Source organism: Bradyrhizobium ottawaense (assembly GCF_002278135.3).
GTDB lineage: Bacteria > Pseudomonadota > Alphaproteobacteria > Rhizobiales > Xanthobacteraceae > Bradyrhizobium > Bradyrhizobium ottawaense.
In genome coordinates, this window is record NZ_CP029425.2 from 1,249,226 (window position 1) to 1,273,817 (window position 24,592).

Sequence of the window (24,592 nt, forward strand, 5' to 3'; positions counted from 1 at the left end):
CGGACGCGGGCAGCGACACCCATAATCATGGGGGCGGGAATGTCCCGTGTCCAAGTCGCGGCGCTGAGCGCTCCGACGCTGCGTCCCCACTGGACCTCAGTTGCTCGCCAGCGGTAATGCCGGCTTGTCCGGCGGCATCGGTGGGGCCGGCAGGCGCTGGACCTTGATCTTCGCAGTGCCGCTGTTGTTTCGGTAGAAGAGATCGTGCGGCCCCTGGATCGCATCGAGCCAGGACGGGACCAACGACTCCGGAAGCAGCCGCGGGAATATCTGGACGGCGTCATTGACGTAGAAGAACAGCTCGCCGGACTCGGGCGCCACGAATTCGGCGACGACGCGGCCGGTCAACAGCTGCTTCGTCCAGGCCTGGCCTGCCTCGGCGAGCATGACCGGCGGAATCGGTTCGAATTTGCCGAGGCCGTCGAGCCTGCCCTTGAACTCGGCCGTGTCGTCGAGCCGCACGGGGTACCTGTTGCGGCTCCTGCTGATGTCTTCCTCCGCGGGCAGGGTGGGCTTCATGCGGCGGGGAAATTCGTCGGCCGGCATCACATTGACCGCCTTGAGCGGCAGGTCGTTGATGCCTTTGCTGCCGACGCGCACCACGGGCTGGAACCAGTCCGCCGCGAACAGACGACGCTCCGGCAGCGCCACGTAGTGGTGCGGCTCGTAGGTCGCAAATCCGTTCGCTCCGCTCATGATGGTGCGGTCGAACCATGGTTCTTTGATCTCGAGAAAGACGCGGTATTTGCGGCCCTTCTCGACGGCGAGCCCGCTCCACCAGCAAAAGTCCCTGGTGTCGAACAGCGCGCGCGCGTCGACCGGCTCGTCCGTCACCGGCGTGCCGGTCTGGAACGCGGCAGAGCCCTTGACCGTAGGCGGCGAGCAGACCGAGCCGAGGGCGAGACGACCGGTGAACAGGCTGCTCGACACGATCAGCGCGGCCGAGCCGAAGATCGCGATCAGGAAGACCGCCGGCACCAGTCCCCTGGTGATGACGCGTTGCGCCGGGCTGGCATTCAGGCGCATCCAGTGTCCGAACCGCATCAACGGCCCCGGCTTGTCGATGTGCTTCATGCTCGCCCTGCGGCGCGACGTGTTCCAGGCAAGACGCGCCCGCTCCTCGATGTCGTCACGCAACGTTCCGTTCTTGTGCCAGATCCACCAGGTGACGATCACCACGATCGACGTCAGGAAGGGATAGTAGGTCGCGATGTTGAGCCAGGGGGCCGCATAGGACGGCAGCACGTCTCGCAGCAGATTGGTCAGCGGCGCCACCACTGCGCCCATCACCCAGTCGATATTGGTGATGAAGGACAGTGCGCCGGTGCCCTCCAGGGCGCGGTCTTCGGACCACTGCACCAGCGCGTGCGCGATCCACGGCCAGGCGGCGATGACGCCGGCCATGAACAAAAGCGAGAAATAGGCGACGCGCCGCCACCACACGGTGTCGCGCGTGAGGCTCGACATGGTGGCGTCGGGCGTGCTCATCGCGGTAAAGGCTTTCGCCTCCTGCTCGCGTCGAGGGCCCGTCGCCTTTGCCAGATAGGCCGCTTTCAGAGCCTCGCGCGCATGCTGCTCGTCGATATCCTTGGTCTCTCCCTCGGATCGCAGCGGCAACCTCGTTCCGTCCGGCAGCAGCACCAGGCAGTTCGCCGGAAGCATGATGGGCGCGTAATCGTCGCAGCCGAGCAGCATGCGCTCGATGACGGCGAAGTGCACCACCGGCAGCCCGCCATTCACGTCGCCGCCGAGGATCGGACGCGGCCCGTAGCGGTACAGCACTGCTGCGCCGCTGCGGGAATCATGCCGCGGTCCGAGCGCCGATTGATATTCCCTGAAATGCTCGATCTCGCCGTCCTGGAAGCGCAACCGGTCGCCGAGCTGCTCGACCATCCAGACCAGCGGCACGAAGGACAGCGTGGATTCCGGATAGCCGCCGCCGATATCGGAATGGACGCCCGTGAACCACACTTCCTTGACGATCTGCCCCTGCGCCAGATGGCTCTGGTCGATCCGCAGGGGATGGAAGGTGGTGCGTTCGTCGTCGAGCGCGAGCGCGTGACAGGCGTGCCTGACCTTGTGCGACAGCCGGTGATTGCGGAACGAGATCGGCCAGATCGCCCAGTCGACGGCGAGGCGGAGCTCCTCGACCGGAACGCCGAAGGCCTCGACGGTGTCGAACAGGCCGAGGAATGCGATCTCGACCTCGCTGCGCCCGTTCATCTTGCCCCGCACCTCGGCGTAGCTGCGGTGCCGGCAAAGCCAGTGATAGACGAACAGCAGGAAGTCGCGGATCCAGCGCGTCACCCAGATCGTCGGCAGGCTCTTGGTCCAGGGCACGGTCTCGCGCCGGTACTCGCGCCAGGCGGCTTTGACGTTGCGCCCCATCTCCGCATGCGACACCGGCGTGTCGTCGATCTCCGCCGGCACCAGGCCCTGGCTCGAGATCAGCGCCGCCAGCGTGCGCGCGGTGAAGGCGCCGCGGCTGAAGCCGAAGATGTAGATGTCGTCGCCGGGTCGCCAGTTCCAGCACAGGAAGCGATAGAGTTTGCGGACGTTGCCGGGGACGCCGATGCCGGTGGCGCCGTCGAGCGCGGCAAGCGGTGCCCAGCCGGCGGTGCCGACACCCTTGATGTAATGCGCGATCTGATCGGGCTGGGTATGGTCCAGGGCTTCATAGAGACGCCAGACGCTGGATTCCTGCGTGGTGAACGCATTGCCGGTGCCGTCGGCGAACAGCACCAGCTTGCGTCTTGGCAGGGCCGCGCTCGCGCTCCCGCCGGCATTCCCATCCCTGTCGCTGGGCGCGCGTTCCGGCCTCGGAGAATCGGCGTTCCCCCCGACATCATGATGCGTCATGGGCCCCTCCGGCAATTCGACAAGGAAAGCGTCAGGCCAAACCGGGCATCATTTCCCGGAAGCAATCAGTGGTTGAAATCTCTGACTCATGAAAATACAGGTGCATTCTGCGCACAGTCCCGTTGAGGTAGCAAGCGGGATCATGCCGCGTCGCCGTGTCGGGTCGTCGCTGGATGGCAGCGGCGATCCGGCGGGGCTGTTTCCAGCGGTCGCTGTCTCCGTGGCGACAGACTGTTGCTGGATTTGCTGATGCCGTTACGAGAGATCCACCCGCGGCGGCGGGTAGCGCCGCGCCAACAGCGATAGCGACAGATCCCGCTCGTCCGCCGGCAGCTCCAGATAGGCCAGCACCAGCGGCCGCTTCCAGTCGCCGACGCCGAAATCCATCGCCATCCATTTTTGCGGCTCGGGGCCTTCGAGGCCCCGGACCCAGACGAAATAGCGGGGGAGGTCGTCGGCGTCCGTCCTGCGTGTCCTGGCCATCAAACTGTCCGCTGCATCGGATCGGTTGCCACAGGATATAGGGATTGGTGCGGCGAAGTGGAACGGCCTCCAGACGCATAATCTCTCCTCCTCGTCATTGCGAGGAGCTCTTGCGACGAAGCAATCCAGACTGTTTCCGCGGATGCAGTCCTGGATTGCTTCGCTTCCGCCTTCGCTCTTCGAGCTTCGGCGGACGAGGCGCTCGCAATGACGGGAGAAAGCGTGCCTCCCTCTCTCTCGTGCCCCGGACGCAGCGCAGCGCTACTTCAGCGGTGCGCTGCAGAGCCAGGGCCCATGTCGCGGCGTTGGAATGTGTCACCTCTGGGTCCCGGACCGCGATCCAAAAATTCTGCTTGACCGAAATTCGGAAATATCGTATGTGTTCCTCATCCCGGCCCAAGGATAAGGGGCGTTTCGCGATCGTCACGATGCGCGGGCCGGGTGGCGGTGGACGTGGAGCGCATCGGCGCGCCAGAAATCGCAGGGCGGGTTTGGCCCGTGAGCGGTTGAGCAGCGCGCACACGACCGGTGCGGTCCGCGTACGGCAAAAGCGTGTCGTCCTGACGCCCGGGGTCTGTGCGTCAAGGCTTGCGGTGATGTGGCTGCCCGACCGGGCGTGCGCATCAGCCATCCGCAAGGCGACGGGGGCAATAGTGCATCGCTCCCCGGGGAGAGCGCGCCATAAGCCGTCAAACCACTGCGCAGGGAAAGGCCGGGATGTCCTGGGCTGCCCTGTATGCCGCTGTGCATTTGTCTTCGCAATTTGCGCGCAGCGGACCGCGGGTGCCAGCCGGCGCCCGGCCTTCCCTGCGCCCTTTCCTCAGGAAGGGGCGTCGAGAGAAGCACAGGACTCGGGCGTCATGCGTCGCGAGGGCGAAGCGGCGTGTCCTGCTATTTGAAAATTGAGGTGGGTCCGCTCGTCCTGCCGATCACCGCCACAACTCGCAGGTCGCCACGCGGTTGATGTCGGCGAGCCGGCGGGCGGCATTTCCGTGCAGATCGAGGCTTTCGACCAGCGTCAGCAGGCGCCGATAGGCGACCTCGGCAGTGTCGACCGGCAGCGGGGCCTCGTCAAAGGCCTCGACATAGCTGCCGACGACACCGCTGAGCAGGCGGCACAGGCCGCGCTGGGCGGGATCGTGCTGGCCGAGCGTTTCGAGCTTCTGCTGAAAGGTCTGGAAGGTCCGCAAACCGTGGTGTTGCTGCGAAAGCCACGCGTGCAGGTCGTTCATATGAGCTCCTTCGAGTGACGGAAGAAGCTACCGGTTTATACAGTGGAGATGCGGGGATGGCTAGGGTGGGGGGAGCGGAGCTTGGACTCGTTGACCCAGTCCGCCTTCGCCAGGCTTCGGCGGGACAGCCTTCACTGCTTCGCTTCGATGGTTCGGAGGTCGGCTCGCCCAGCCGTAGCTGCGAAGCAGCGAAGGCTGGTGCCCCTGGCCGGAATCGAACCAGCACTCCTTGCGGAACTCGATTTTGAGTCGAGCGCGTCTACCAGTTCCGCCACAGGGGCCCTCGGTCGGCCCTTGAAGGGAGCGTCGCGAAGCCGGCGGACTATAGCCATGGACAAAGCGGGGTCAACCCGCGCCAAAGTGATGTCAGCCGTTCTCGACAGCCGCATGGACCGGGGCTAGAGGCTTAAGGGCGCGACCTATCGGAAAGAGGCTGCCGTGACGACCCAGAGTGCCGCCATACCTGCGTTCAAGCCGGCTGCCAGCGGCTCTGCGCTGACGGCTTCGCTGCTCATCACGCTGATTGCCGCGGCGACCATCGCGGGTGCCTGGTTCTTCCAGCTCGTGCTGGAGATCCTGCCCTGTCCGCTCTGCCTGGAGCAGCGCTACGCCTATTACCTCGCGATTCCGCTCGGTGCCCTCACGGCGCTGGCCGCGCGGAGCGGCGCGCCGCGACCGCTGCTGCTGGCGGGGCTCGCGATCCTCGCGCTGGCGACGCTCGCCAATGCCGGTCTCGGCACCTACCATTCCGGCGTCGAATGGGGTTTTTGGAAAGGGCCGACCGATTGCTCCGGTCCCGTCGTCAATCTCGGCAATGCCGGCGATCTCTTTTCAAAGCTCGACACCGTGAAGGTGGTGCGCTGCGACGAGGTGCAGTGGCGCTTCCTCGGCCTCTCGCTCGCCGGCTACAACGTGCTGATCTCGCTCGTGATGGCCGCGATTGCCGCATGGGGATTTGCGCGGACGGCGAAAGGCTAGGCAAGCTGCCGTAGGGTGGGCAAAGGCGCGCACTTCGCGCGCCGTGCCCACGCCTTTCAATAACGGGCAAATGGTGGGCACGGCGCTCACGCGCCTTTGCCCACCCTACGAGAGCGGAGCCCGTTACGCGCACCGCGCTCCGTCAATCATCCACATCGTCCTGCGTGCGCCCGAACAGATGCACGATGCCCGGCGTTGCGATCGTCACGAACACGAAACGCGACAGGTGGTGGGCCCCGACGAAGATCGGGTCGATGTGCAAGGTCAGCGCCAGCGCCAGCATGGCGTCCATCGCGCCCGGCGCGAAGGCGACCACGACATCGGAGAACTTGACCTGCGTGGTCAGCGCGACGATGCCGACGAAAACGGCGGAGACAGCGATCGCGACCGTGAACGAGCCCAGTGCCGCGTTGATGTGACCGGCGAGCGTCTTGATGCGCATCCGCGCGAAACGGCTGCCGATCAGCGCGCCGATGCCAACCAGCGCCACACCGCGCACCCAGTCCGGCAGGCCGCCCTCGACCCAGCCGGCGCCATGCAGCACGCTGGAGGCGATCATGGCGCCGAACATCCAGCTCGCCGGAAACCTGATCAGGCGCAGGACCAGCGCCATGGCCAGCGAGGCCGCGACCAGCTCCACGAGATCGAGCGGCGAGGCGATCGTCGTCGCCAGCGACGGCGCGGCGGAGGGGGCGACGCCCGCAAATGCAAGCACCATCGGCAAGGCCGCGGTGAGGATGATGACGCGCATGGTCTGCACCACCGCGATGCCCGGCAGGTCGGCGCCGCGCTCGACCGCCAGGATCGTGATCTGCGACAGCGCGCCGGGGCTGCCGGCCAGGAAGGCCGAGGTGCGGTCCCAGCCATGGATGCGCTGGAGGTAATAGCTCGAGCCGAACGTCGAGCAGAACGTCGCCAGTGCAAGCAGCCCGATGGTGAGGGGGTATGCGCCGACCTGCTGAAGCAGATGGCGCGAGACCACCGAGCCCAGCGAAATCCCGAGCAGCACCAGCACGGTCTGGGTCAGGAGCGGCGGCAGCGCGAGCTGGCGCCCGGCGATCGCGGCAATCCCGACCGCGATCATCGAGCCGGAGATCAGCCCGCCGGGAAGGCCGGCGAGGAGAAACACAAGGCCGCCGGCGGTGCCGATGACGAGCGTCTCCGCCGTGCTCAAGATCTTGGCACGGCTCGGCCATTCAAACGACAGGGAGGCGGCGATTTGCTTCACGCCACCTTATCGCAAATCAGCGAGAGGCGCACAATTGCAGGCTCGTCATGCCGCAATGCGCGCGCCTCTCGCGAGAAGCTCGCGGAAGATCGTGTCGGAGGCCTACTTCTTGTCGGCAGCCGGCGCGGCGGTGCCCGCCTTGGCGGTCTTGATGCATTCGGAGCGGAATTTCTTGCGCTCCTTGCCGTGCAGGCCCTTGGCGTCGGCCTGCTTGGAGCATTCGAGCGACTCGGCCGAGCGCTCCTTCGGGGCTTTCTTGTCGGCCGCGGCGGCGGCATCGATCTTGGTATCGGTCTTGGCCGCCGGCGCGGCGGTCTGCGCGAAGGCGGTGCCGCCGGCGAGCAGGGAGGCGAGGGCGACAGCGGCGAGGCGAGAGGCGAGGGTCATGGTGTTGCACTCTTCTGGCGAGAATTGCGAAGGGTTGCGAACGTCGGCTCGCATTGCTGAACGCGACATGAATAATCTGAACGGCGCCGCTACTATATTTTGGCGGCCGGAAGCCATCGCTTCCTTGTCGCGAATGGCCGGCACGCTAGGATAGCAAGTCTTGTTTCACTTCCCCTCGGGGGAAGACCAAGGAGGAGACCTGAGGATGACCATTCAATCAAAAATGCTGTGCGCGATTGCGTTGTCGGGATTTGCTGCGTTGGCGGTATCGGCGCCAGCGCAGGCGCTGACGTCGCAGGAGTGCAGCGCCAAATACCAGGCGGCCAAGAAGGACGGCTCGCTCGGCACCATGAAGTGGAATGACTTCCGCAAGGCCCAGTGCGGCGCGGATGCAACGCCGGCTGCTGCAGCACCGGCTGCTCCCGCACCGACCGCGGCTGCGCCCGCCGCTCCCGCCGAGCCGAAGCAGGCCAAGAAGGAGGCGGCCCCCGCCGCCGCGCCGACCCTGCCGGCGGGACCCGCGATCTATCCGAACGCGATCGATCCGAAATATGCCAAGGAGACCCCGGGCAAGGGGCGCCTGCACACCTGCGTCGACCAGTACAACGCCAACAAGACCACCAACGGGAACGGCGGCATGAAGTGGATCCAGAAGGGCGGCGGCTACTACAGCGAATGCAACAAGAAGCTGAAGGGCGCCGCCTGAGCTTCGAGCTGATGCGAAAGGCCGGAGCAACGCTCCGGCCTTTCTGCTTAAATTTTAGTTTGAGCATGATCTTTCGGAAAACCGCTGCACACTTTTCCGGATCATGCTCTAGTTGAGCAGCTTCTCGGCCGATTTCGCCACCAGTTGCGACCGCTTGCGCGGGCCGCGCTCGACGAACAACAGGCTCTGGCCGAAGATGAAGCAGTAGAACAGGAAGGCCTGCGCCTCGGCCTCCTCGGGCGCAAGCCCGGTCGCGCGATAGAGCTCGGCCACGTGCTTGAGCCGCGCTGCGTCCACGCTCGCCACGGCGGCCGCCGCGCTCTCGTCGGAGCGGGCCCATTGCCGGATCGCGAGCTCGATCGCCATGGCTTCCGGATTGAGCCGCTCGGAGTAGAGCTGGATCACCGCCTTCAGCCGTTCGCGGGGGTGTTGGCCATCGAGGCGCGTCTGCTGCGCGATCGACGCGGCCCGCCCCTCGCGCCAGCGCTGCAGCATGGCTTCGAGCAGCGCGGCGCGGTCGGCGAAGCGGCGATAGAAGCCGCCCTTGGTGACGCCGAGATTCTTGGCGAGCACCTCGACCCTGACACCCTCGACCCCCGAGCGGGCGAGCTCGGCAAACCCCGCCTCGACCCAGACATCGCCCTTGCCGTCGCTCATGAAAGAAGCCTCTCGAACTCTTGATACGGTGCCGTATTGCTAACGCGTCTCGTGCCTGATACGCTACCGTATCAAGATCAATAAACAACGAGGGCGGAATGGCGATGGAGCAGGAGGCGACCTATCGCGGCACGGTCTATCCGTGGCAATGCGACCATGTCGGCCATATGAACATCATGTGGTATGTCGGCAAATTCGACGAAGCCAACTGGAATCTGTTCGCCCGCCTCGGCTTGACGCCGAGCTATTTGCGCTCCTCCGGCCGCGGCATGGCCGCCGTGCAGCAGAACATCGCCTACAGGCGCGAGCTGCTCGCCGGCGACATCGTCGAGGTCCGCAGCCATCTGCTCGAGGTCCGCGACAAGTCGATCCGCTTCCGGCACGACATGACGAATGCCGAGACCGGCGAGATCGCCGCAACTTGCGAGATTACCGGCGTGCACATGGATCGGAGCCAGCGCAAATCGGCGCCGTTCGCGGATGCCATCCGGGAGATCGCTCTGCGCCGTCTCGCCGATCCGGCCGAGGCCTGAACCATGGCCGCGTTCGAGCCGAAGAACCCGGGCTATCGCGCGGCGGCGATCGCAATGTTCGACGGCCAGCCGGCGATGCACACGCTCGGCATCGTGATCGTCCGCCTTGCACCGGGCGAGGCCGAGCTGGCGATGCTGCATTCGCCTGATCTCACGCAGCAGAACGGTTTTGTCCATGCCGGCATCATCACGGCAGGGCTCGACAACGCCTGCGGCGTGGCCGCCTTTACCCTGATGCCAAGGGAGGCTGACATCCTCACCGTCGAGTTCAAGACGACCCTGCTGGCACCCGCTCGCGGCGAACGGTTCGTGTTCAGGGCGGAGGTGGTCAAGCCCGGCCGCACGCTCACGTTCTGCGAGGCCAGGGCGTTTGCCGAGCACGAGGGCAACACCACGCTGATCGCCACGATGACCGGGACGTTGATGGCGATGCTGCCGCGCATTGCTGCTTCGCACGAGCCGCGCACGTCTCATGCATAGCTGCGATTGACAAGCCTGTCGGCGCATCTCTTGATGCGACGGTCATGCTTGCGAGTCTCGGCCTCATCCTGCTGTGCCAATTGATCGGCGAAGCCGTCGTGCGCGGCCTCGGGCTACCCTTGCCGGGACCTGTGCTCGGCCTGCTGCTGCTCCTGATCCTGCTGCTCGCCCGCGATCGCTTCGCAGCGCTTGCATACGGGCCGCTGCGCAACGACGGCGTGGAAACGGCAAGCAAGGGCCTGCTGGCACATCTGTCGCTGTTGTTCGTGCCGGCCGGCGTCGGCGTCGTGCAGAAGCTCGACCTGCTCGCCTCCCATGGCATCGCCATCGTCCTCGTGCTTGCGCTCTCCGTGGTCGTCACGCTGCTCGCGACGGTGCTGACCTTCCGCCTCGTCAGCCGCCTGTTGAAGCAGCAGGACGCGCGATGAGCGACAATCCGTTCTCGCTCTGGGTCTATCTCTCGCAGTCGCCGCTGCTGTGGCTGACCGTGACGCTGCTGGTCTATGCCGCGACGGATGCGGTGTCGCTGGCGACGCGGCGCCATCCGCTCGCCAATCCCGTGCTGCACGCGATGTGGATCATCGGCGCGTTCCTGCTCGCAACCGGCACGTCCTATACGAGCTATTTCGCCGGCGCGCAGTTCGTGCACTTCCTGCTGGGGCCCGCCATCGTCGCGCTCGCGGTGCCGCTCTATGAGAACCGCAGGCGCGTCGTGTCATCCATCGTGCCGATGCTGGTGGCGCTGCTCGCGGGATCGGTCACGGCGGTGGTGTCGGTGGTGCTGCTGGCCGAGCTTGCCGGCCTGCCGCGCGACGTGGTGCTGTCGCTGGCGCCGAAATCGGTCACCGCCGGGGTCGCCATGGGTATCGCCGAATCCCTGCACGCCGATCCCTCGCTGGCGGCGGTGGCGGTGATCCTCACCGGCATCATGGGCGCGATCATCGTGACGCCGCTGATGAACCGCACCGGCGTCACCGATTACCGGGCGCGCGGCTTCGCCGCCGGCCTTGCCGCGCATGGCATCGGCACCGCGCGCGCGTTCCAGGTCGACGAGATTGCCGGCGTCTTCTCCGGCATCGCCATGAGTCTCAACGCCTTGGTGACCTCGTTCCTGGTCCCCCTGGCGGTCACGCTGCTGGTGCGATGACATCGTCGCCGCGACACTCTATATGATCGGTAACAATTCCCGGTCCCGAACCGTATTCAGGGAGATGGGACCGAAACGGGACGAGATATGGCTGGATCTGGGACTAAGGGCCTTGTGCCGACGCGGCGCGCGGCGCTGACGCTGATCGGGGCGGGCGCCCTCGCACTGACGGGCGCCTCGGCGCGTGCGGCGACCGACGACAACGAGGTGCTGACCGAAGCCAAGGTGCTGCGCGATCCCGACACGCCCGTCGCCGGCAATCCCAACGGCAACGTCACCATCGTCGAATGGTCTGACTACAATTGCCCCTATTGCCGCAAGCTCGAGCCCGAGCTGCGCCAGGTCGTCCAGGACGACGGCAAGGTGCGGCTGGTGATGAAGGATTGGCCGATCCTCGGGCCGGTCTCGGTGACGGCGGCGCGGACCGCTCTCGCGGCAAAATTCCAGGACAAATACCATCAGGCCCATGACGCCTTGATGGGCGTCAGCTCGCGCCTGACCGAGCCGCGCATCAACGAGCTGCTGGCGGCCGCCGGCGTCGACATGGACCGCCTGAAGCGCGATCTCGCCGGCCATGGCAGCGACATCGACGCGCTGCTCAAGCGCAACAACGAGCAGGCCGAAGCCTTCGGTTTCAGTGGCACCCCGTCCTTCATCGTCGGCAAGTACCGCGTCCCCGGCGTGCTTAGCATGACCGAGTTCGAGCAGGTCATCGCCGATGCCCGCAAGGCCAAGATGAACTGAGGCGCGCAGCGTCGGTCGCGGCCAACACAAAGGCGCCGCCGCGGAGTTCGCGACGGCGCCTCGTGCATGATACGGCGTCGGTTACTTCGACGAGATCCGGACCCAGTCCTTGTGCGCGCGGTCGCGCAGCGCGTCCCAGTCGGCCTTCGCGACATCCCAGTTCACGATGGTGCGATTGCTCGTCGCGACCTCGCCATTGGCGACGGATGAGGTCTGCATGGAGTCGTAGACGTAGACGCCGCCGGCAAGCAGAAGGGCGCCCAAAATCATTCCAAAAAACGTCCTCATAGCGAACCTCCGGTGACGCGCCGATAACGTCGGCACGGCGCGATGGTTCCGCGGCCATGCGGCGCATCTAAGGACAGGTTGTTCATTTTCCATTCAGCCACTGCACCAGCTCCGCGTTGATCTCGCGCGGATAGGTGTGGCTGAGGTCGTCGATCTCGCGATAGGTGACATCAGCGCCAGCCGCGGCGAGCGCTGCCTGGGTCTGGCGCGCGGTCTGCACCGGAAACATCCAGTCGAGCTTGCCGTGGGTGATGAAGATGGGCAGACCTTGCAAGCGCGCGGCGTCCGCCATCTCCGCCATCAGCGGATGGAAGGTTGCGGAGACCGGCGCCAGATGGGTGAAGGGCGAGGCGCCCTCGAGGCCGCTGACGTAGCTGAAGGTGCCGCCGTCGCTCATGCCGGTCAGCAGCATGCGCGAGGTGTTGATGCTCCAGCGGCTGCGCACGGTTTCGAGGATACGCATGAGATTGGGCGTATCGGCATCGTCGCCCATCAGCGCCCAGGTCGGACCGGTCGCGGTGGGCGCCACCAGGATCGCGCCAAGGCTGCGGGCGTCGCGCAGCCAGCTCCACAGGAAACCGCGTCCGTTGCCGCTGCCGCCATGCAGCGCCATCACCAGCGGCATGGCGCGTTCGGGCGTATAGTACTCAGGCACATAGACCGAGAAGCCGCCGCGGCTGCCGGGTTCGTTGTGATCGTGGAAGATGCCAGTATTTTCGCTCGCGCCGACTTCGAGCCGCGACAACAGATCCGCATTTTCGCGATTGGCGGTGTTGAGGAAGAAGCTGCTTACGGGAGGAAACTGCATCGCCAGGGGATAAAGCGCCTCCTGCGCGCGCGGCACGTGGCGCAGCGCGCGGAAGACAGCGACGAGATCGCCATTGCCGCGCTCCACCTCGCGGATCCCGGCAAAGGCGGCGAGCGTCTCGCCGCAGGCGCGATCGAGCCGCTCGCGGAGGCCCGCGAACTGCTCTGGCCACTCTCCATTAGCCGCGTGTGCCGCTTGCAGCGCCTCATCCGGTGCGCCGATCGCGTTCATCACGGTAGCGAACGCCGGCGGATGCAGATGGCGTTGGAAGAAGCCGAGCGCTTCCAGCGCATTGAGCAGCGGCGGCAGCACGGCCACGATGTCGTCGATCACGGCCTCGCTCATCGCGGCTTCCTTCAGCGTGGGATCAATGCAGCTTCGGCGCCTTCAAGAGCTTGAAGCGATCGGTGGAGGTCACCGTGACGTCGAAGGTGACGCCTTGGTGGTGCACGGTCAGCGGCACGTCGACGCCGGCGGCGCCGAGTGCCCACATCTTCTTGTAGAAGGCGGTCTGGCTCGTGACCTTGTCCCCGTTCACGGCGAGGATGATATCGTCGGTCTTGAGCTCGGCGCGCGCGGCAGGACCGTTGGGGGAGATCCCGATCACGACCACGCGGTTGTCGATCTCGGTCGAGTAGAGCCCGAGCCAGGGCCGCGCCGGCTTGTTGACCCGACCGAACTTGCGCAGATCGTCCAGGATCGGCTTCAAGAGGTCGATCGGCACGACCATGTTGACGTGCTCGGCCTTGCCGTCGCGCTCGCGTTCCAGCTGAAGCGAGCCGATGCCGATCAGCTCGCCGCGCTCGTTGAGCAGCGCCGTGCCGCCCCAGTTCGGATGCGCAGGATAGGTGAAGACGGCTTCGTCCAGCAGATATTCCCAATAGCCGGCGAATTCCTGCTTGGCCACGATCTGGCTCGCGACCGAGCGCGTGCGACCGCCGGCGCCCCCGACCACGACGCGGTCGCCGATCCGGGTTTCCGCCGAGCTGCCGAGCGGCAACGGTTCGACGTCGAGCTCACCGAGGGCTTGCACCAGGCCGAAGCCGGTTTCGGAATCGAAACCGAGCGCGTGGCCTTCGACCACCCGCCCATCGCTGAGGTGCAGCCACACCGATTCCGCTTCGGTGATGAGATAGCCGATGGTGAGCACCAGTCCGTGATCGATCACGACGCCGTTGCCGGCGCGTTCGGTGCCCAGCGTCTCGGCGCTGAAGGCGTCCGGCGGGACGATAGCGTGCAGGCCGACGACGGACGCGAGCGCGCGGTCGAGATCGAAACCGTAGTCGCTCGCACGCGGCTGATTGGCCGGCGGCACTCTCCATTCGGTCAAAGCGGGCATGGAGTTCTCCTGGTCTTTCCTTGGCGCTTTGACACACCTCTCGCGCACGAGAAGCGCCGCGCTAAATCAAAGACAATCTATGCCGCAAACGCCCGCCTTTAAAGACCGCCATGCCTCAGTCGGTCGGGAAATGCAGAAATTCTGGACCGATCGTGCCCTGTAGGTCCTGGTGTCCGTGCGAAAAGACGTTGTCGACCCAGAGTGGCAAGCGTATCGTTCGCCGTCTGTGGAACAAGCCATGAGCGATGACAAGAATTTCGATCGGCTAACTTTGGAAAATGCACTGGCCGAGCTGGGCCGCAGGGCCTTCGCCGCAGGCCGCACCGTCGAAATCGTCGTCTACGGCGGATCGGCCCTCCTGCTGACCTTGAATCGTCAGATCAACACCGGAGACGTCGATGCGGTGTTTGAAGGAAACAAGGATTTCATCAAGCGACTTGCGACCGAGATGGCGGAGGAGTTCGGCTGGGACGAAAACTGGTTGAACGACGGTGTGAAGGGGTGGTTGAGCAAGAGAGACGCGGATCCTGACGTGAAGGCTCTATTCAAGACCTACCCCACCGAGGATCAGCCGGGCCTGCGCGTCTATACCGCCAGACCGGAATACTTGTTTGCCATGAAGTGCCGCGCGATGCGTGTCGGCGGTGTCGAAACGAACTCGGACATTGACGACATTAAGCTCCTCGCCCACGCGATAGGTATCAAGACTAGCCAGGATGCACTCACGTTGGTCGAAAAATTCTATCCGCAGAATGCGCTTCAGCCCAAGACCCGATTGGGTCTCGAGGAGATTTTCTCAAATCTCGAGACTGGGCCCGAAGGTGATCGCATGCCTCCGTCGAGCCAACCATGAACCTGTTCGGCAAGAAGCCCGCAACGCTGAGTGACGTCGTTCGCCGCGTACAGGCTGGCGAGCAGAAGTTCGATCCGTCGCTCCGCGAATTTCTCGATTGGTTCTACATGAACCCGAACGCACGACAGCAGGCCATCGAAGAACGACCCGCTTCCATCGACGCTGTGCACGACGCCTATACGGCGGCCGTGGCGGAGCACCTTGCGCGCGTTTACGGATTACAGATACCGGAATGGACCGAGGTTCACGGTAATGGGCTTCGCGAGCCCTTCTTCGCGGGCGGTCTACAATCTCTGAAGGGGGTGCTGGTTGCCGAGAGTCCGACGGCCTTCCGGCGACGCCTCCTGTTCGTAAGCAAAGATGCGCTCTCGAGGCCGAGAAGGTAGCGCCGAAGGGGCGGCCGCCTTGGGCCGCACTGTCTTGGGCCGCACTGTGAGACCCTGCCGGGCCGCATGGCTGGTGTCCCTGCCGCTGCTAGGCGGCCCCTGCCTAAGCTGCTAACCATTGCCGCTTCGTTTGACCAAGGGATCACGGATCGAAGCATGGACAACCGCAGCGACATCTGGCGTGGCATCGACACGATCAAGGCGCGTTTCATCGACCTCAGCGACAAGGTCTGGGGCATGCCCGAGGTGTGCTACACCGAGGCGCGGTCCGCCGCCGAGCATCTCGCCGAGCTGCGTCATCAGGGCTTCCGCATCACCGAGAACGTCGCCGGCATTCCGACCGCGGTGATGGGCGAGTGGGGCGAGGGCGGTCCGATCATCGCCTTCATGGGCGAATATGACGCGCTGCCCGGTCTCAGCCAGGAAGCGGGTGTCGCCGAGCATCGTCCGATCGAAGCCGGCGGGCACGGCCATGGCTGTGGTCACAATCTGCTCGGTTCCGCCGCGCTGCTCGCCGCGACCGCGGTGAAGGACTGGCTTGCCGAAAACAAGATGCCCGGCCGCGTGCGCTATTATGGCTGCCCGGCCGAAGAAGGCGGCGCGGCAAAGGCCTTCATGGTGCGCTCCGGCGCGTTCGAGGACGCCGACATCGCCATCACCTGGCATCCGCACAGCTTCTGGGAGGTCGCGGTGACGCCGTCGCTCGCCAACACGCGCGCGGACTTCATCTTCACCGGCCGCACTTCGCATGCCGCGGCCTCGCCGCATCTCGGCCGTTCCGCGCTCGATGCGGTGGAATTGATGAATGTCGGCGTGAACTACATGCGTGAGCACATGCCGAGCGATGCGCGGGTGCATTACGCGCTGCTCGACACCGGCGGCATTGCGCCCAACGTGGTCCAGGCCCATGCGCGGGTGCGCTATTCGATCCGCGCCCGTGACCTTCCCGGCATGAATGAGCTGGTCGGACGTGTGAGCAAGATCGCCGAGGGCGCGGCGCTGATGACCGAGACCAAGGTCGAGATGAAGATCATCTCCGCGGTCTCCAACATCCTGCCGAACACCCCGCTGGACCAGGCGCTGCACCGGGTCATGGAAGAGCTCGGACCGCCGCATTTCGACGATGCGGACAAGGGTTTTGCCAGCCAGATCCGCGCGACGTTGAGCGACAAGGATATCGCGTCGGTCTATTACGCGATCGGCATGGAGCAGACCGATCGGCCGCTGGCCGACTTCCTGGTGCCGCTCGATGCCAAGCGCAATCCGCTGGTCGGCTCGACCGACGTCGGCGACGTCAGCTGGGTGGTGCCGACCGTGCAGGTTCACGCCCCCACGGTTGCAATCGGCACGCCGTTCCACACCTGGCAGGTGGTGGCGCAAGGCAAGAGCCCGCATGCCCACAAGGCCATGGTGCAAGCCGCCAAGGCGATGGCCGGTCTCGGCATCAAGGCGCTGACAGATCCGGAACTGATCAAGGCGGCCAAGGCCGACCTGAAGAAGCGGACGGCCAAGACGCCGTATGTCTGCCCGCTGCCGGATCACGTCGAGCCACCGCTCGACATGTCCGTCGCATAGAATTTCGCCTCCACACTTCGTCTGATGCTGCGAACAAATTTTCCGCAGTGCAGCGTGCAATCCAGCATGTTTTGATGCTGGATTGCCGAACGGATGGGCTGCAGAACGCAGTTTTGCCCAACAGACAGCCAGAAGACCGTTTGCATACACACGGTCCCAGTTGACGCGCCCCCCATTCGGTGTGCCATCTACTGCCAGCCAATTGGGCGGCCAGCTTTCACGGCCGTCCTCATCACTATGGGAACCAGACGGGGGACAACCATGCTGGATAAAGAACTGCGTTCGATGATCGGCGAGGTGAAGGATGGGCGGATGGATCGCCGCGCTTTCATCACGCGCATGGCCGCGGTCGGTCTCACCGCCCCGCTGGCCAACCAGATCCTCGCGCTCGGCGGCGTCGCCATGGCCGAGGGTGCCTCGACCTACAAGCCGACCAAGCGTGGCGGCGGTGGTGCGCTGAAGCTGCTGTGGTGGCAGGGCCCGACCTTGCTCAATCCGCATTTCGCCACCGGCACCAAGGATCAGGACGGCTCGCGCCTGTTCTACGAACCGCTCGCCTGCTGGGATCCGGACGGCAACATGAAGCTGGTGCTGGCGACCGAAATTCCCTCGATCCAGAACGGCCTGCTCGCCGCCGACGGCAAGTCGGTGACGTGGAAGCTGAAGCCCGGCGTGAAGTGGCATGACGGCAAGCCGTTCACGGCCGACGACATTGTCTTCACTTGGCAGTATATCAAGGATCCCGCGACGGCGGCCGTGACCATCGCAAGCTATCGCGACATCACTGTCGAGAAGATCGACGATCTCACGGTCAAGATCACTTTCCCGAAGCCGACACCGTTCTGGGCGGACGCCTTTGTCGGAGCCCCGAACACCATTCTCCCCAAGCACCTGTTTGCCGACTACACGGGCAGCAAGTCACGGGAAGCGCCGACCAACCTCTCTCCAGTCGGGACCGGTCCCTACAAATTCGTCGAGTTCAAGCCGGGCGATCTCATCCGCGGCGTGATCAATCCCGACTATCACATGGCCAACCGGCCCTACTTCGATACGATCGAGATGAAGGGCGGCGGTGACGCCGTCTCGGCCGCGCGTGCGGTGATCCAGACCGGCGAATATGATTTCGGCTGGAACATCCAGGTCGAGGATGACGTGCTGCTGCGTCTGGAGAAAGGCGGCAAGGGCAAGACAGTGTATGCCGTGGGCGGCGACACCGAATTCATCGCGCTCAATTTCACCGACCCGAACGTCGAGGTCGACGGCGAGCGTTCGTCGATGAAGACCAAGCATCCGCTGTTCTCGGACCCTGTCGTGCGCAAGGCGCTGTCCCTGCTGGTCGACCGCGAGTCCGTCAAGAAGGCGATCTACGGCCGCGCCGGCCGCACCACCTCCAACTTCCTCAACGGCCCGGAGAAGTTTGTTTCCAAGAACACATCCTGGGAATTCAACATCGAGAAGGCCGCCAAGATGCTCGACGACGCCGGCTGGAAGCCCGGTGCCGACGGCATCCGCGAGAAGGACGGCAAGAAGCTGAAGATCCTGTACCAGACCTCGATCAATGGTCCGCGCCAGAAGACCCAGGCCATCGTCAAGCAGGCCTGTCAGAAGGCCGGCATCGAGGTCGAACTGAAGTCGGTGGTGGCATCGGTGTTCTTCTCCTCCGACGTCGCCAACCCCGACACCTATCCGAAGTTCTACGCCGACATCGAGATGTTCCAGATCCCGCTCAGCCAGCCGGATCCGTCGCAGCACATGCGCCGCTACCTCTCCACCAGCGCCGCGACCAAGGAGAACAAGTGGCAGGGCACGAACTTCCCGCGCTGGGTCAACAAGGACTATGACGCCGCGATCAACGCGGCCGACATGGAAATGGACCCGGTCAAGCGCGCGGCGCTCTACATCAAGGCCAACGATCTGATGTGGGAAGACACGGTGTTCATTCCGGTGCAGCATCGTCTGAAGGTCGAGGCGGCGGCCAACAATCTGCGCCCGGTCGTTTCCGGCTGGGCCAACGAAACCGACAATCTGTTCGACTGGTACCGCGAGGAATGATCCCCCAACTCTAGACGGGGCCTTCCCTCATGAGCCAATACGTCCTGCGTCGCCTGCTGATCGCGATTCCGAGCCTGCTCGGAATCTCGGTCGTGCTGTTTGTCGTGCTCGCGCTTGCGCCCGGCGATCCGTTCTCCGAACTGGCGACCAATCCGAACGTGCCGCCGGAAGTGCAGGCGGCGCTCCGGGCCAAGTTCGGCCTCGACGACCCGATCCACCTTCGCTACCTGCACTGGCTCAACGCCATGCTGCACGGCGACTGGGGCTTCTCCTTCGTCAGCCGGATGAACGTCGACACGCTCATCCTCCAGCGCCTGCCGGCCACGCTCTACGTGATCGGCTCGGCGCAGATCCTGGCGCTGCTGATCGCGATTCCCGTCGGCGTCTATGCGGCGACGAAGCCCTATTCGCTGTTCGACCAGATCGCCAACACGCTCGCCTTCGTCGGCTTCTCGCTGCCGACGTTCTTCACAGGCATCCTGTTCATCCTGATCTTCTCGGTCACGCTGGACTGGCTGCCGTTCGTCTACACCACCGACATCAAGGGCACCGGCATCCACTGGGTGCTGGAGATGATCCGACAGGCGATCATGCCGGTGGCGGTGCTCGGCCTGTTCCAGGCGGCGTCGATGACGCGTTTCGTGCGCTCGGCGATGCTGGATGTGATCCGGCTCGACTACGTCACGACCGCCCGCGCCAAGGGGCTCGGGCAGGCCAAGGTCATCATCAAGCATGTCATGCGCAACGCCATGATTCCGGTCGTGACCTTGATCGCGCTGCAGATGCCCGCGGTGTTCGGCGGAGCCATCGTCACCGAGCAGATCTTCCGCATTCCCGGCATCGGCTCGCTGCTGATCTCCTCCATCCTTTCCAACGACACGCCGGTGGTGATGGCCGTCACCTTCGTCTTTGCGTGTCTCGTCGTGCTGTTCAATCTCATCGCGGACGTGCTTTATGGCTGGCTTGACCCTCGCATCTCCCTCCGCTGAGCGGCGCGTCTACTCGCCCTGGCGCGAGACGTGGCGGCGCTACAGCCGCCACAAGCTTGCCGTGGTCAGCGCGTTCCTGCTGCTCGTTCTGATCCTGGCAGTGGTGCTCGGCCCCTTCGTCTGGCGGGTCAAGATCGACGACATCGACATCGTCGCGGGCATGCAGGGGCCCTCGCCGGCCCATCCCTTCGGCACCGACGATCTCGGGCAGGACATCCTCGCCCGCATGATCTATGGCGGGCGCATCTCGCTCGCGGTCGGCCTCGCCGCGATGCTGGTCTCGGTCTTCGTCGGTGTGCTGATCGGCGCGCTCGCCGGCATGTCGCGCGGTGCGCTCGGTCACGGGCTGATGTGGCTGACCGATCTGTTCCTGTCGCTGCCGCAATTGCCGCTGCTGCTGCTGCTGATCTACCTCTTCCGAGACGGTCTGAAGGCCGCGTTCGGTCCGGAGGGCGGCATCTTCATCCTGATCGTGCTCGTGATCGGGGGGCTGCGCTGGATGCCGGTGGCGCGGCTCGTGCGCGCCCAGTTCCTGTCGATCCGCGAGAAGGAATTCGTCGAGGCCGCGCGGGCGCTCGGGGCCAGCCCGGTGCGGCAGGTGGTGAAGCACATCCTGCCCAATGCGCTCGGTCCGGTGATCATCGCCGGCACCATCGACGTCGCCGCCGCCATCATCGCGGAATCGACGCTGTCCTTCCTCGGCCTCGGCTTCCCACCCGACACGCCGACCTGGGGCCGGCTGCTGTATGACGCCAAGGACTTTCTCGACATCGGCCCGCACTGGGCGCTGTTTCCGGGCGGCGCGATCTTCATCGCGGTGGTCGCCATCAACTTCATCGGCGACGGTCTGCGCGACGCGCTCGATGCGCGACGGGTGATCTGATGGCGCCGCTGCTCGAAATCAAAGGGCTGAAAACCCACTTCTCCACGGACGACGGCATCCTCCAGGCCGTCGACGGCGTCGACATCTCCATCAACCGGGGCGAGACGCTCTGCGTCGTCGGCGAATCCGGCTGCGGCAAGACCGTCACCGCGATGTCGATCCTGAAGCTGATCGCGATGCCGCCGGGCCGCATCGCGGCGGGTCAGATCATCTTCGAGGGTCGCGATCTCGTGCCGCTGACCAGCAACGAGCTCGACGAGATCAGGGCCAAGGAGATCGGCTTCATCTTCCAGGAGCCGATGACCTCGCTCAACCCGGTGCTCACCGTCGGCGAGCAGATCGCCGAAAGCCTGCGCCGCCACGAGGCCGTGACCAGGAAGCAGGCGCTCGATCGCACCATCGAGATGCTGAAGCTGGTGCAGATCCCCAACGCCGAAGGTCGCGTGCACAATTATCCGCACCAGTTCTCCGGCGGCATGCGCCAGCGCGTGATGATCGCGATGGCGCTCGCCTGCAAGCCGAAGCTGATCATCGCCGACGAGCCGACTACCGCGCTCGACGTCACCATCCAGGCCCAGATCCTGGATCTGCTCCAGGACATGAAGGAGCGCTTCGGCATGGCGGTGATGCTGATCACCCATGCCATGGGCGTCGTCGCCGAAACCGCGCAGCGCGTCGTCGTGATGTATGCCGGCAAGGTGGTCGAGGAAGCGCTCGTCGACGATCTGTTCGGCAATCCCGGTCACCCCTATACGCAAGGGCTGATCCGCTCGATCCCGCGCATCGATCTCGACAGCGAGCACAAGACGCGGCTCGAGGCGATCGGCGGTTCGGTGCCGATCCTGATCAATCCGCCGGTCGGCTGCCGCTTTGCGCCGCGCTGCAAGTTCGCCATGAACGTCTGCACCGAGAAGGAGCCGTTGCTGCGCGAGATCGCACCCGGCCATCGCATGGCCTGTCATCTCGGCGATACAAATCTGGGAGGCGCGGCATGAGCGAACCCTTGCTGCAAGTCTCCAACCTGAAGAAGCACTTCCCCGTGCTCGGCGGCCTACTGTCGCGCCAGGTCGGCACCGTCTATGCGGTCGATGGCGTGTCGTTCTCGGTCAATCGCGGCGAGACGCTTGGTCTCGTCGGCGAATCCGGCTGCGGCAAGTCGACGACGGGGCGCTGCGTGCTGCGCCTGATAGAGCCGACCGACGGCGAGGTCACTTTCGACGGCCAGGACGTGCGCAGCCTCGGCGGCAACGATCTGCGCGCGATGCGGCGCAACATGCAGCTGGTGTTCCAGGATCCGTTCGCCTCGCTCAATCCGCGCATGACGGTCGGCGCGATCCTCGGCGAAGCCTTCACCATCCATAATCTGGCGACCTCCGCCAAGGAGCGCGAGGAGCGCGTGGCGGGCCTGCTGGTCAAGGTCGGGCTCAAGGCCGAGCATATGCGGCGCTATCCGCACGAGTTCTCCGGCGGCCAGCGCCAGCGCATCGTGATCGCGCGCGCGCTGGCGGTCGAGCCAAAGCTGATCGTCTGCGACGAGCCGGTCTCGGCACTCGACGTGTCGATCCAGGCCCAGGTCATCAATCTGCTGGAAGACCTCCAGGCCGAGCTGAACCTCACTTATCTCTTCGTCGCGCACGACCTCTCGGTGGTCGAGCACATTTCCGACCGCGTCGCGGTGATGTATCTCGGCCGCATCGTCGAGCTGGCGAAAGCGAGCGATCTCTACCGCAACCCGCAGCATCCCTACACCAGGGCGCTGCTGTCGGCGGTGCCGGTGCCCGATCCAAAACTCAAGCGTGAGCGCATCCGCCTCAAGGGCGACGTGCCGAGCCCGATGAAGCCGCCGTCGGGTTGCCACTTCCACACCCGCTGTCCGATCGCCCAGCCGCGCTGCGCGGAAAGCGCGCCCGTGCTGAAGGAAGGGGCGGGCGGGCATTTCGTGGCGTGTCATCTGGCCTGAGGCTCCGAAAGCGAGTTCAGAATCCGTAGGGTGGGCAAAGCGACTTGTCCGCCGTAGCTCGAAGAGCGAAGGCGGAAGCGTGCCCACGATTCTGAAGACGTGGGCACGGCGCTGTCGCGCCTTTGCCCACCCTACGCACTTCCATCTTAGTCGAGAGGCACGCCATATTCCGACAGGGCCTGCCTGAAGGTCGCCACGGACGTGTGCTGATGCGCGAACAGGCCCGCCTCTCGCGCGCCGGCGACGTTGGCTGCGAGATCGTCGACGAACAGGACGGTTTGCGGCCTCACGCCGAGCTCGGAGAGGCAGAGGCGATAGCAGTGCGGGTCCGGCTTGGCCGTCTTGAATTGCGCCGAGGTGTAGATCCGGGAGCCGAACAGCGGTCGCAATTCCGGCAGCAGCGTGTCGATGTGGTCGGCGACCAGCGTGGTATTGTTGGTCAGGACGGCGATATCGACGGTGTTTCGCAAGCTGCTGGCAATGTCCAGCATCGCGCGATCCGCCTGCATTGAACGGCGCCGGGCCTCCACCCACTCGTCGAGTGAGAGCGGATAGCCGATGCGTTCGCCAAAACCTCGCAGATAGTCGGCAGCCTCGAGCGCGCCGGAATCGCCGAGCAGCTCGAATCCGCTGTCCCAGATCGCGTTGTGGACGGCTTCGCTGCTGGTCCCCGCAAGCTGCGCCAGATAGGCGACGCGGGTCGCCCTGTCGTAGTCGCAGAGGACATTGTCCATGTCGAAGAGGACGAGCTTGATGGCATCAGTCACGGCGACGCTCGCGCATTGGCCGAACATCCGGCCCTGGCGTGAGTCATATCCCGCCGGAACGCGGGCGACAAATCGGGTGCTGGCTAGGGCTGCGATGCGCGTCGCCGCGCCAGTTGATGCAGCACTGTGTCGACGGCAGGCACCGCTCCGGTCTCGCGCAGCCAGGCATCGGCCAATTCCCTCAATTCGCCCGGCGTCAGGCCGAACTTGCGGCGGAATGCGCGAATGAAGGTGGAATCGCTGCTGAAGCGCATGTCGACGGCGAGCTCGATCAGCCGGCCGTCCTGCGCGGATGGCGATATCAAGCGCCGAAACGCGAGATTGAGCCGCTGCTCCCGCACATAATGCGCAAGCCCGCCCTCGGCCTCGAACAGCCGGTAGAGTGTCGCGCGCGAGATCTGGAAGTGGCGGCAGAGCTCTTCGCTGGTGAGCGCATCGGTTTCGAGATTGTTCGCGATGCGACGCTTGATCATCGTGAGATAAAGATGTCGCTCGGCGCGCTCGAGGCCCGCGACGATCTCGGCCGTCCCGCCCGCGGCGGCCGCCACGAGATCGGCGATCGCCTCGACCGTGGCCTCGGCATTGCCAGTCGCCATCTCTGCTTCGGGCTGTGACGACAGGGCAAGCGCGCCATAGTGGCTGGCGAGCAGGCGTGCATGGGGGTGGTCCGACGGCAGCAAGGTTGCCGTCGCCGCATCCGGATGGGCGAGCCGCGGCGCCAGCATCGCGCGTTGCAGCACGATCGTCATCAGATGGGTGCGGCCGCCCGCGGCGCGCAACGCGGTCCGGTTCGGTTGCGCCATGTCGATGAGAACGATGTCGCCGGGCCGCAGCGTAACCTCGCGGCGGCCTGAGCTGAACTGCATCTCGCCCTCGACGCAGAGGGTGATCTGAAAATGATCCATGATGCCACGGGCGACGTGCGCGGGCGTGCGGTCATAGTCCTGGTCGGTGGCACGCGTGTCGATCAGCAAAGCGTTGCGGGTCATCCTCGTCACCGTGGTGACATGGAAATCGTCCTCCGCGGTGCGCGGAATGACCTCACAAATGTCGACCGTCATGGCCCGCAAGTGCGCGAGCGCCTCCGGACCGCGCCCGGGATTGTCCGCCGCCGTGCTTTCGTTCAAGGCAGTCCCGTCCACGTCCCCTCGCGATGCGGAAAGACCGCATGCAACTAAGCAAGCCAATGTCGGGTCTGGATGTAGCCATTCGGAAATCGGGGCGCAAGCGAGGCCGAGGTAGAATGTGCGTTCGTGTA

General features: G+C 65.0%; 26 protein-coding genes and 1 tRNA gene. 15 read left to right on the forward strand and 12 right to left on the reverse strand.

Annotated features, from left to right (window positions below; all coding sequences use genetic code 11):
• Positions 1-96: 96 nt before the first annotated feature.
• From CIT37_RS05950 to CIT37_RS05965, 4 genes are all read right to left on the reverse strand, one after another.
• Positions 97-2,859: a T6SS phospholipase effector Tle1-like catalytic domain-containing protein gene (locus CIT37_RS05950; RefSeq protein WP_095425132.1), complete on the reverse strand. Its 2,763-nt coding sequence runs from the start codon at positions 2,857-2,859 to the stop codon at positions 97-99.
• Positions 2,860-3,114: 255 nt separating this feature from the next.
• Positions 3,115-3,342, reverse strand: coding sequence for a hypothetical protein (locus CIT37_RS05955; RefSeq protein WP_038948568.1), 228 nt, complete (start codon positions 3,340-3,342; stop codon positions 3,115-3,117).
• Between the two features lie 929 nt (positions 3,343-4,271).
• Positions 4,272-4,574, reverse strand: a complete 303-nt coding sequence (locus CIT37_RS05960; protein ID WP_095425133.1) for a hypothetical protein — start codon at positions 4,572-4,574, stop codon at positions 4,272-4,274.
• Between the two features lie 196 nt (positions 4,575-4,770).
• Positions 4,771-4,855, reverse strand: a tRNA-Leu gene (locus tag CIT37_RS05965).
• 157 nt (positions 4,856-5,012) lie between these two features.
• On the opposite strand from CIT37_RS05965, the gene CIT37_RS05970 reads away from it, so the two are divergent.
• On the forward strand, positions 5,013-5,552 hold the full coding sequence (locus CIT37_RS05970; RefSeq protein WP_095425134.1) for a disulfide bond formation protein B: 540 nt from the start codon (positions 5,013-5,015) through the stop codon (positions 5,550-5,552).
• Between the two features lie 142 nt (positions 5,553-5,694).
• Here CIT37_RS05970 and CIT37_RS05975 read toward each other — a convergent pair whose 3' ends face one another.
• Positions 5,695-6,780, reverse strand: a complete 1,086-nt coding sequence (locus CIT37_RS05975; RefSeq protein WP_038971901.1) for an AbrB family protein — start codon at positions 6,778-6,780, stop codon at positions 5,695-5,697.
• A 102-nt stretch (positions 6,781-6,882) separates the two neighbouring features.
• Entirely contained in the window at positions 6,883-7,167 is a 285-nt protein-coding gene (locus tag CIT37_RS05980) for a PsiF family protein (RefSeq protein WP_038948552.1), read from the reverse strand.
• A 205-nt stretch (positions 7,168-7,372) separates the two neighbouring features.
• Between CIT37_RS05980 and CIT37_RS05985 the strand changes: the two genes are divergently transcribed.
• Positions 7,373-7,873, forward strand: a complete 501-nt coding sequence (locus CIT37_RS05985; protein ID WP_028139892.1) for a hypothetical protein — start codon at positions 7,373-7,375, stop codon at positions 7,871-7,873.
• Positions 7,874-7,981: 108 nt separating this feature from the next.
• On the opposite strand, the gene CIT37_RS05990 is transcribed toward CIT37_RS05985, so the two are convergent.
• Positions 7,982-8,530, reverse strand: a complete 549-nt coding sequence (locus tag CIT37_RS05990; protein WP_038971902.1) for a TetR/AcrR family transcriptional regulator — start codon at positions 8,528-8,530, stop codon at positions 7,982-7,984.
• Positions 8,531-8,634: 104 nt separating this feature from the next.
• Between CIT37_RS05990 and CIT37_RS05995 the strand changes: the two genes are divergently transcribed.
• The 5 genes from CIT37_RS05995 to CIT37_RS06015 all read left to right on the forward strand — a co-directional run bounded on the left by CIT37_RS05995 (position 8,635) and on the right by CIT37_RS06015 (position 11,434).
• Positions 8,635-9,063: an acyl-CoA thioesterase gene (locus CIT37_RS05995; protein WP_038948549.1), complete on the forward strand. Its 429-nt coding sequence runs from the start codon at positions 8,635-8,637 to the stop codon at positions 9,061-9,063.
• A gap of 3 nt (positions 9,064-9,066) precedes the next feature.
• Complete coding sequence (locus CIT37_RS06000; RefSeq protein ID WP_028139895.1) at positions 9,067-9,543, forward strand: PaaI family thioesterase; 477 nt, start codon at positions 9,067-9,069, stop codon at positions 9,541-9,543.
• A gap of 44 nt (positions 9,544-9,587) precedes the next feature.
• Positions 9,588-9,971, forward strand: a complete 384-nt coding sequence (locus CIT37_RS06005) for a CidA/LrgA family protein (RefSeq protein WP_028139896.1) — start codon at positions 9,588-9,590, stop codon at positions 9,969-9,971.
• Positions 9,968-10,690: an LrgB family protein gene (locus CIT37_RS06010; RefSeq protein ID WP_095425135.1), complete on the forward strand. Its 723-nt coding sequence runs from the start codon at positions 9,968-9,970 to the stop codon at positions 10,688-10,690. The genes CIT37_RS06005 and CIT37_RS06010 overlap by 4 nt, the downstream gene beginning before the upstream one ends.
• 87 nt (positions 10,691-10,777) lie before the next feature.
• A complete protein-coding gene (locus tag CIT37_RS06015) occupies positions 10,778-11,434 on the forward strand; it encodes a DsbA family protein (protein WP_038948547.1) in 657 nt (218 codons plus the stop codon).
• Between the two features lie 81 nt (positions 11,435-11,515).
• On the opposite strand, the gene CIT37_RS06020 is transcribed toward CIT37_RS06015, so the two are convergent.
• The 3 genes from CIT37_RS06020 to CIT37_RS06030 form a co-directional block, all read right to left on the reverse strand.
• Complete coding sequence (locus tag CIT37_RS06020) at positions 11,516-11,722, reverse strand: hypothetical protein (protein ID WP_008142940.1); 207 nt, start codon at positions 11,720-11,722, stop codon at positions 11,516-11,518.
• An 82-nt stretch (positions 11,723-11,804) separates the two neighbouring features.
• Positions 11,805-12,875 (reverse strand): alpha/beta hydrolase family protein, encoded by a 1,071-nt coding sequence (locus tag CIT37_RS06025; protein ID WP_095425136.1) that lies wholly within the window; start codon positions 12,873-12,875, stop codon positions 11,805-11,807.
• 22 nt (positions 12,876-12,897) lie between these two features.
• Positions 12,898-13,869, reverse strand: coding sequence for a S1C family serine protease (locus tag CIT37_RS06030; RefSeq protein WP_038948544.1), 972 nt, complete (start codon positions 13,867-13,869; stop codon positions 12,898-12,900).
• A 238-nt stretch (positions 13,870-14,107) separates the two neighbouring features.
• On the opposite strand from CIT37_RS06030, the gene CIT37_RS06035 reads away from it, so the two are divergent.
• From CIT37_RS06035 to CIT37_RS06070, 8 genes are all read left to right on the forward strand, one after another.
• Positions 14,108-14,722 (forward strand): hypothetical protein, encoded by a 615-nt coding sequence (locus CIT37_RS06035; protein ID WP_095425137.1) that lies wholly within the window; start codon positions 14,108-14,110, stop codon positions 14,720-14,722.
• Positions 14,719-15,108 (forward strand): hypothetical protein, encoded by a 390-nt coding sequence (locus tag CIT37_RS06040; protein ID WP_095425138.1) that lies wholly within the window; start codon positions 14,719-14,721, stop codon positions 15,106-15,108. Before CIT37_RS06035 ends, CIT37_RS06040 begins: the two co-directional genes overlap by 4 nt.
• A gap of 156 nt (positions 15,109-15,264) precedes the next feature.
• Positions 15,265-16,683 (forward strand): M20 family metallopeptidase, encoded by a 1,419-nt coding sequence (locus CIT37_RS06045; RefSeq protein WP_095425139.1) that lies wholly within the window; start codon positions 15,265-15,267, stop codon positions 16,681-16,683.
• Positions 16,684-16,944: 261 nt separating this feature from the next.
• Complete coding sequence (locus tag CIT37_RS06050; RefSeq protein ID WP_028139903.1) at positions 16,945-18,735, forward strand: peptide ABC transporter substrate-binding protein; 1,791 nt, start codon at positions 16,945-16,947, stop codon at positions 18,733-18,735.
• A 29-nt stretch (positions 18,736-18,764) separates the two neighbouring features.
• Entirely contained in the window at positions 18,765-19,724 is a 960-nt protein-coding gene (locus tag CIT37_RS06055) for an ABC transporter permease (protein WP_095425140.1), read from the forward strand.
• Positions 19,690-20,607, forward strand: coding sequence for an ABC transporter permease (locus tag CIT37_RS06060; protein ID WP_028139904.1), 918 nt, complete (start codon positions 19,690-19,692; stop codon positions 20,605-20,607). Before CIT37_RS06055 ends, CIT37_RS06060 begins: the two co-directional genes overlap by 35 nt.
• Positions 20,607-21,602, forward strand: coding sequence for an ABC transporter ATP-binding protein (locus tag CIT37_RS06065; protein WP_028139905.1), 996 nt, complete (start codon positions 20,607-20,609; stop codon positions 21,600-21,602). Before CIT37_RS06060 ends, CIT37_RS06065 begins: the two co-directional genes overlap by 1 nt.
• Positions 21,599-22,567: an ABC transporter ATP-binding protein gene (locus CIT37_RS06070; protein ID WP_018316287.1), complete on the forward strand. Its 969-nt coding sequence runs from the start codon at positions 21,599-21,601 to the stop codon at positions 22,565-22,567. The genes CIT37_RS06065 and CIT37_RS06070 overlap by 4 nt, the downstream gene beginning before the upstream one ends.
• A 146-nt stretch (positions 22,568-22,713) precedes the next feature.
• Here the strand turns inward: CIT37_RS06070 and CIT37_RS06075 are convergent, their stop codons facing one another.
• Together CIT37_RS06075 and CIT37_RS06080 are read right to left on the reverse strand one after the other, a co-directional pair.
• The gene (locus CIT37_RS06075; protein ID WP_095425141.1) at positions 22,714-23,361 is read right to left on the reverse strand and encodes an HAD family hydrolase; all 648 of its coding nucleotides are present in this window, start codon (positions 23,359-23,361) and stop codon (positions 22,714-22,716) included.
• A 56-nt stretch (positions 23,362-23,417) separates the two neighbouring features.
• On the reverse strand, positions 23,418-24,461 hold the full coding sequence (locus CIT37_RS06080) for a helix-turn-helix domain-containing protein (RefSeq protein WP_095425142.1): 1,044 nt from the start codon (positions 24,459-24,461) through the stop codon (positions 23,418-23,420).
• Positions 24,462-24,592 lie beyond the last annotated feature (131 nt).